The 6,156-nt window shown below is 58.6% G+C and carries 5 protein-coding genes; 1 reads left to right on the top strand and 4 read right to left on the bottom strand.

Features of this window, described 5'->3' with window-relative positions:
• Window positions 1-39 precede the first annotated feature (39 nt).
• The 3 genes from AAC071_RS08595 to AAC071_RS08585 all read right to left on the bottom strand — a co-directional run bounded on the left by AAC071_RS08595 (window position 40) and on the right by AAC071_RS08585 (window position 3,071).
• Window positions 40-1,119, bottom strand: a complete 1,080-nt coding sequence (locus AAC071_RS08595; RefSeq protein ID WP_339831685.1) for an ATP-binding protein — start codon at window positions 1,117-1,119, stop codon at window positions 40-42.
• 336 nt (window positions 1,120-1,455) lie between these two features.
• The gene (locus tag AAC071_RS08590; protein WP_339831683.1) at window positions 1,456-1,776 is read right to left on the bottom strand and encodes a 2Fe-2S iron-sulfur cluster-binding protein; all 321 of its coding nucleotides are present in this window, start codon (window positions 1,774-1,776) and stop codon (window positions 1,456-1,458) included.
• Window positions 1,777-1,850: 74 nt separating this feature from the next.
• Window positions 1,851-3,071 carry an FAD-dependent oxidoreductase gene (locus AAC071_RS08585; protein ID WP_339831681.1) on the bottom strand — a complete coding sequence of 407 codons (1,221 nt, stop codon included), beginning with the start codon at window positions 3,069-3,071 and terminating at the stop codon, window positions 1,851-1,853.
• Between the two features lie 784 nt (window positions 3,072-3,855).
• Here AAC071_RS08585 and AAC071_RS08580 point away from each other — a divergent pair.
• The gene (locus tag AAC071_RS08580; protein WP_339831678.1) at window positions 3,856-5,022 is read left to right on the top strand and encodes a Fic family protein; all 1,167 of its coding nucleotides are present in this window, start codon (window positions 3,856-3,858) and stop codon (window positions 5,020-5,022) included.
• A gap of 21 nt (window positions 5,023-5,043) precedes the next feature.
• On the opposite strand, the gene AAC071_RS08575 is transcribed toward AAC071_RS08580, so the two are convergent.
• Window positions 5,044-6,156, bottom strand: coding sequence for a fumarylacetoacetate hydrolase family protein (locus AAC071_RS08575; RefSeq protein ID WP_339831677.1), 1,113 nt, complete (start codon window positions 6,154-6,156; stop codon window positions 5,044-5,046).

Here is a 6,156-nt window from a genome sequence, read left to right as displayed (position 1 = left end):
TCCTTCAAGTGACGGACTCTACTCAAATCTGGAGGAAGTTCAGGGGCTCAGGTCATGTCGGTTGACGAAATCGTCGTAGCTCTGCCTTCTCGACAATTCGTATTTTCGTATTTGCTCCGGAATTAAGGTTTGCTTCGAAAAATCTGCGCAGGTACGACATAGGTCTTTAATCATACGCTCCGGCAAATTGAATGCGGTGCGCCCTTCGTTTACGCGTGCGTCCAGATATTCTCCGGAAACGCATCCGTGAAAGAAAAGTCCCTCCTCGCCGTTCCGATCTATTCCGGATAGTCCCAGTAGATTGTCTATCTTGCGCGACTCTACTGTGCGCCCGTTTGCAAGCAGGTGTAGTTGATGGTCGCCGTCAAGCCCGGTGCTTGCCTCAGGTTTGCAAGTAAAACCAACAACGGACAACGTGCCGAAATCATCAGTCTCAAAAGCCGCAGCTTTAAGTGAATCTCCGACCACAAGATCGGAGATTTCTTTGGGGTAGCTCGTCAGCGATCCATCAATGTCGACTAAGACCTGCGGGCTGTTTCCAACCAAGAAATCTGCAATGAAATGCGCGCTGAAGTGACGGAGGAAAGTGTCGATGCGCTTCGGGAAGTGAATGGCGTATTCATTGGGGTAAATTGCTTTGAAGCTTACGGTTGTACCAATCTCCGGCTTTCCACTGCTATGCTCCTGTGCGTGAGGAGTGATCTGGTCCTTATTGCTTAGCGCAAATGAGAATGCGCGATGAGAGACATCACCTTCTGTCAAGAAATAGCTGTCGACGTCAATTTTTTGAAAAGCGTCTAACCAGAATAGCCTTCCGATGCCTTTGCCACCCTTCGCGCTCTTAAAGTCAGTGTCGATTTCGCAGAAGGCATTATAGCGATCCTCGTCCATCCCTATGCCATTGTCGCGCACCTCTAGTTCGATCTTCTCCGGATCGCTCAGATTCTCAATGCGGATTGTTACCGAGCCTTTTTTGATTTGGTCTGACCCGAATCGATCTTCAATGGCATAGAACGCATTGCTCACGGCTTCGAACAAAGGCTGAAGCGCTTGTGTCGCGGTTGCCGGCTTGGGTAACTTGTGAACCCTGTTTTTGATATTCGGCGTAAGCGATGGCACGATTCCCCCCTATACTGCCCGGACCGAAATACTCCGCTGTCGCTTTGATTTGGGCATTTTGTAGACCTTAGCTTTCCACCTCCAAGATAGTCGTCTAGTTCCTTGTCATAAGTCTACCTACAATCAAAAACGGCGTCTTGATAGAGCGTCGTTCCAATCCGTGCCTTCGCATGATCACCTTCTCTGCGGCTCGGGGGCCGTCCACATATGTCCTCGGGATCGCCGAAGGCGATACCCGTGGGCGTGAAAATAAAAAAGCGGCAAGCACAGGGCTTGCCGCTTCTGGATTGCTTCGCTTCGCGCACAATGACGAATGCGCGTGAAGCCCGCGCGAACCTAATGCTGGCTCTTCGGCATCGACACGCGCATCCCGTCGAGTGCCGGCGCCGCCTTGATCTGGCACGACAGCCGCGAATTTGCCTCGGCGTTCTCGGCGAATTCCAGCATCGTCTCTTCCATGTCTTCCTTGGGCGGAATCTTGTCCCACCATTCTTCCGGCACGAACACCATGCAGGTGGCGCAGGCGCAGGCGCCGCCGCAATCGCCGTCGATGCCGGGCACGCTGGCCTTCACCGCCGCTTCCATCAGCGTCGTGCCGTCGGCCACCTCCAGCGTGTGTTCCTTGCCGTCATGTTCGATATAGGTGATCTTCGCCATGCGCCTCGCGCCTCCACTTGCTCTTGTTGTTGCTTGTTGTCGGGCCGTTTCCCGGCCGGTTCCCCCGCGCCGGTTCAGCCGGCGATCTCCTTGACCGCGATGCTTTCGTCGGCAATGCGCGCCGGGTCGAGCACCGCCTTTCGGGCGGTCAGCATTTTCGCCATCATGAATTCGGGCGCGCGGTTGATCGCATCGACGGCGATCAGCACGCCCTCCTTCAGATAGAACACCGCGAAGCTGCGCCCCGTCGTCGGGTCGCCGCGCACCACGGCTTGCGTGTAGCCGTTGGAAAGCCCGGTGATCTGCAGCTTGAGGTCGTACTGGTCCGACCAGAACCACGGCACCTGGTTGTAGGGCTTTTCCTTGCCCGCCAGCGTCGCCGCCGCGGTCTTGCCCTGTTCGATGGCGTTGTGCACGCTTTCGAGCCTGAGCCTGGTCCCGTAGATCCCGTTGGGATGGCTGGTGCAGTCGCCGGCGGCGCAGATATCGGGATCGCTCGTGCGGCAGAATTCGTCGACCGCGATGCCGTTCTCGACATGAAGCCCGGCCTCGGCCGCAAGCTCCGTGTTCGGAAGAATGCCGATCCCGACCACCACCACGTCGCAAGGATAGCGCCCGCCTTCGCCCGAAACCACGGCCTCGACTTTCGTATCGCCTTCGAAGCCAGCCACCGTCACGCCGGTCTCGATCTTGACGCCTTCTTCGGCATGCACGCGCTCGTAGAAATGCGAGACGATCGGATCGACGACGCGGGCCATCACCCGGTCGGCCGCCTCGAGCACCGTCACCTCGATGCCGCGTTTGGCTGCGACCGCCGCCACTTCAAGGCCGATATAGCCGCCGCCGACAACGACCATCTTGGCGCCGGGGCGGAAATGCGCCTGGATCGATTTGACGTCGTCGATATTGCGCAGGTAATGCACGCCCTCGAGGTCGAAGCCCGGCACGTTGATCTCGCGCACCCGGCTGCCGGTCGCTAGCAGCAGCTTGCCATAGGCGAATTCCTGCCCGTCGCCGGTCAGCAGCCGCTTGTTGCGGCGGTCGATTTCGGTGACCCGGGTCGACCAATGCGTGGCGACGCCCGATTGCGCATAGAAATCCTCGGCCTTGAGTTCGACCCGGTCATAGCCGATCTCGCCGGCCAGAAATTTCTTGCTGAGCGGCGGCCGCTGATAGGGCGCGTAAGGCTCGTCGCCGAACAGCCGGATCGGCCCCGCAAAACCTTCGGCGCGCAAACTCTGCACCGCCTGCGCCGCCGCCTGTCCCGCCCCGATAATGATGATCTCGTCCGTCATCGGCCTCCCGTTCCTCCGCCCACGGACCGTCTCGCGGCCCTTCTCCCTCGGGCAAAGCCCAAAAACTCAGTGTCACCCCGGCGAAAGCCGGGGTCCATGGGCGGCGCGTCGTATTCCGCCCCTTCATCTTCCTTCCCACCCGCCCCTGGGGGGTGAGGGTCGTTTTGCGTCTCGCAAACGAAAAGGTCCAGTGGACCTTTTCGAGACCCGAACGCCCGTAGCGCAGCGAAGGGCCAGTCAAACCGCTGAAAGCGGTTTGGGGAGGGGTGCTGCATTCCCCCAAAAACTCAGTGTCACCCCGGCGAAAGCCGGGGTCCATGGGCGGCGCGTCGCACTCCGCCCTTGCGTCTTCCTTCCCACCCTCCCCTCGGGGAGGGTCAAAATTCGCCAGGCGAATTTTGGGGCGGGGGCGCGGCCCCTCGAAACCGCACCACACCCCAGTTTTTACGGACTTTTACTACGCGATAAGCCGCCTGTCCCGCCCTTTATAAGGCAAAACAGCCCACAGCCGCGCGACCCGTCGCCGCGCCTCCAGCACGCCAAAAAATGACGCCTGCGTCAACTTTCTTGTGCAAGCATTTCCCGACATACTCGGCTTGATTTTATGGAGAATTCATATGAAGCTTATTTATGTCAGGTATTAACAAGGTCAGAATTTAGATGCTTGATAGTGCTGCCCTTTAATAGCATTCGAAAGTCGCTCCATATTATCGGTTGCCGTTAGCAACAAAGAAGTTTTTATTCTTATTAATGATAGTCGATAATATAAGAAGGGTAGCTTCCTATGGCCATCGATAAAGCAGATAAGGCTGAAGGTCGCGCGGGCAGATATGTCAAACAACCGACCGGCTACAAAGCCTTCATTCCGGCCGCGTTGCCGCCTGTCCCACCTGTCCGTATCGATTTGGAAATGCAGCAGCTTCTTTCCGATGCGGACAGGGCGTTGGGACGGCTCGATGGCTCCATCCAGACCCTGCCCAATCCCGACCTGTTTGTTTTCATGTATGTGAGAAAGGAGGCGGTGCTTTCGAGCCAGATCGAAGGAACGCAAGCATCGATCAACGATCTCATCAAGGCGGAGGCCGAGATTTTCGATTCACAAGGTCCGGCTGATGTTTTCGAGGTCGTCAACTACGTGGATGCTATGAACCACGGCATTGAGCGCTTGGCGGAGTTGCCGCTCTCAAGGCGTCTCATCCAGGAAATCCATGCCCGCCTTCTGAAAAATGCGCGCGGGGGTCAAATGAACCCTGGCGAACTGAGAACCAGCCAGAACTGGATTGGCCCGGCAAACTGCACACTGTCGGAGGCGACATTCATCCCGCCGCCTCATCATGTCGCGGCAGAATGCTTGGGAGATTTGGAAAAATTCCTCCATGCGGACGACCCCATTCCGCCACTCATAAAAATAGGTTTGGCTCACGCCCAGTTCGAGACCATCCATCCATTCCTGGACGGGAACGGGCGAGTTGGGAGACTTCTGATAACGTTCTTTCTGTTCAACCGCGAGCTTTTACAGAAACCCGTCCTTTATCTATCGTACTACTTCAAGCAGCATCGCGAGGAGTACTACGACAGACTGCAAAATATTCGCGACAACGGCGATTGGGAAAGCTGGCTGAAATTTTTTCTGCGCGGCGTCGCCGAAGTCTCGAATCAGGCAACCCAGACCTCCCGAGATATTGTTGCATTGAGAGAAGCGCATCGGCATCTCATTGCGGAAAGCTTCGGCAATCATGCGGGCAAGGCAATGCGTCTGCTGGAAAGATTGTACGAACGGCCGACTGTGACCGTGAACAATGTGCGGGACCTACTTGATATAAGCTTTCCAAACGCAAATCATCTGGTCGAAAAGTTTGTGGACTCGCACATGCTCTTTGAAGTGACGGGTCAGGCAAGAAACCGCGTGTTCATGTACACGCCTTATACGAGCTTGTTCTCGAGCATCTGATCTCCTGTTCCCTTCTTCGCCCTATTCCACGATCGTGCTGTCGATCTCGCCGAGAAACCGCACCGAAATCCGCACCCGCTCGCCGGGCTGCAGATAATGGCCCGCCGCCTCTTCCTGCGCGATATGCCGCTCCACCACATGCGCGCTCAGCTTGCGGTCCCAGCCGCCGGCGATCCAGTCCCAGGCCCCCAGCGCCATGGCCGATCTGTTGACGCCCTTGAAGACCGTCCCGTCCGGCGTGCCGGCCAGGATCATGGCACGTTCGGGCAGCGCGCCCGCCGTCACCGGCAGTCCCACCATCCGTCCGTCATATTCCCATTCGGTCGCCGCCCGCGCCCGGGTCTGACGCAGCAATTCGTCGAAGTCCCAGATCGCTTCGGACTGCACCGCCGACTGCTTCAATTCGCCATTGCGCCACAGCCGCAATTCGATTGCCGCCGCGAAGCCGCGCAAGTCGCGCGGAATGACGAAGAGATTGCCCACCGGCAGAAAGCCCGGCGCGCTCTTCCCCGTCGTGAAACCCTTGCCCGAGGTCACATCGTCCGGATCGATATGGCGCATCAGCGCCGCCCGGTCGGTCACATCGTTGCAGAGCACCAGCCCCATATGTGCAGGCGCCGCATCGAGGGCGAATGTTTCGAGCGCGACGAAACAGAGTTCGACCTCGTAATCGAGCAGCGCCGCGCCGGCCGGCACCGGCGCATTGAAAGCCGTCGGCGCCACTTCCTTGGGGAAGAGGAAAGGACCGTCGGTCACGGTCGCTTCCTTGCCATGCTCGGGAAAATTGGTCCCGGCCGCCACATGCGAGGCGCCGAGCCGCGCCGGCAGGGTGAGGTCGGCAAGCGCCACCTCGATCGGCGTGCCTGTCAGCGCCGCCAGCCCGTCATAGCCATGGGTGCCATAAGCCGTGATCGGATCGTCGCTGCCGGCCGCCGCCGTCACGTCGATGCCGCTGACCTTGCCGTCGGCATAGGCCGACACAAGGATCAGCCGCGCCCCGTCGCCCGCGCCCGCCCGCGCGAAAGTCAGCGCCGCGCCGGCCGGCGCGATCTCGACCGTCCCGAAATCGGCGCGTGCCGCCGTCGCTGCCGCAAGTGTCATCAGCAGAACCCCGGCAAATCGTGCAATCCGCAT

The sequence above is a fragment of the uncultured Parvibaculum sp. genome (genome assembly GCF_963975745.1).
Classification (GTDB): Bacteria; Pseudomonadota; Alphaproteobacteria; order Parvibaculales; family Parvibaculaceae; genus Parvibaculum.
This window is presented reverse-complemented; position numbering and strand designations above follow the sequence as displayed.

What these genes read in the sequence shown, in the direction of transcription:
- AAC071_RS08590 (WP_339831683.1), bottom strand. Translation starts at nt 1,776, where the DNA reads ATGGCGAAGATCACCTATATCGAACATGACGGCAAGGAACACACGCTG.
- AAC071_RS08585 (WP_339831681.1), bottom strand. Translation starts at nt 3,071, where the DNA reads ATGACGGACGAGATCATCATTATCGGGGCGGGACAGGCGGCGGCGCAG.
- AAC071_RS08580 (WP_339831678.1), top strand. Translation starts at nt 3,856, where the DNA reads ATGGCCATCGATAAAGCAGATAAGGCTGAAGGTCGCGCGGGCAGATAT.
- AAC071_RS08575 (WP_339831677.1), bottom strand. Translation starts at nt 6,156, where the DNA reads ATGCGGATTGCACGATTTGCCGGGGTTCTGCTGATGACACTTGCGGCA.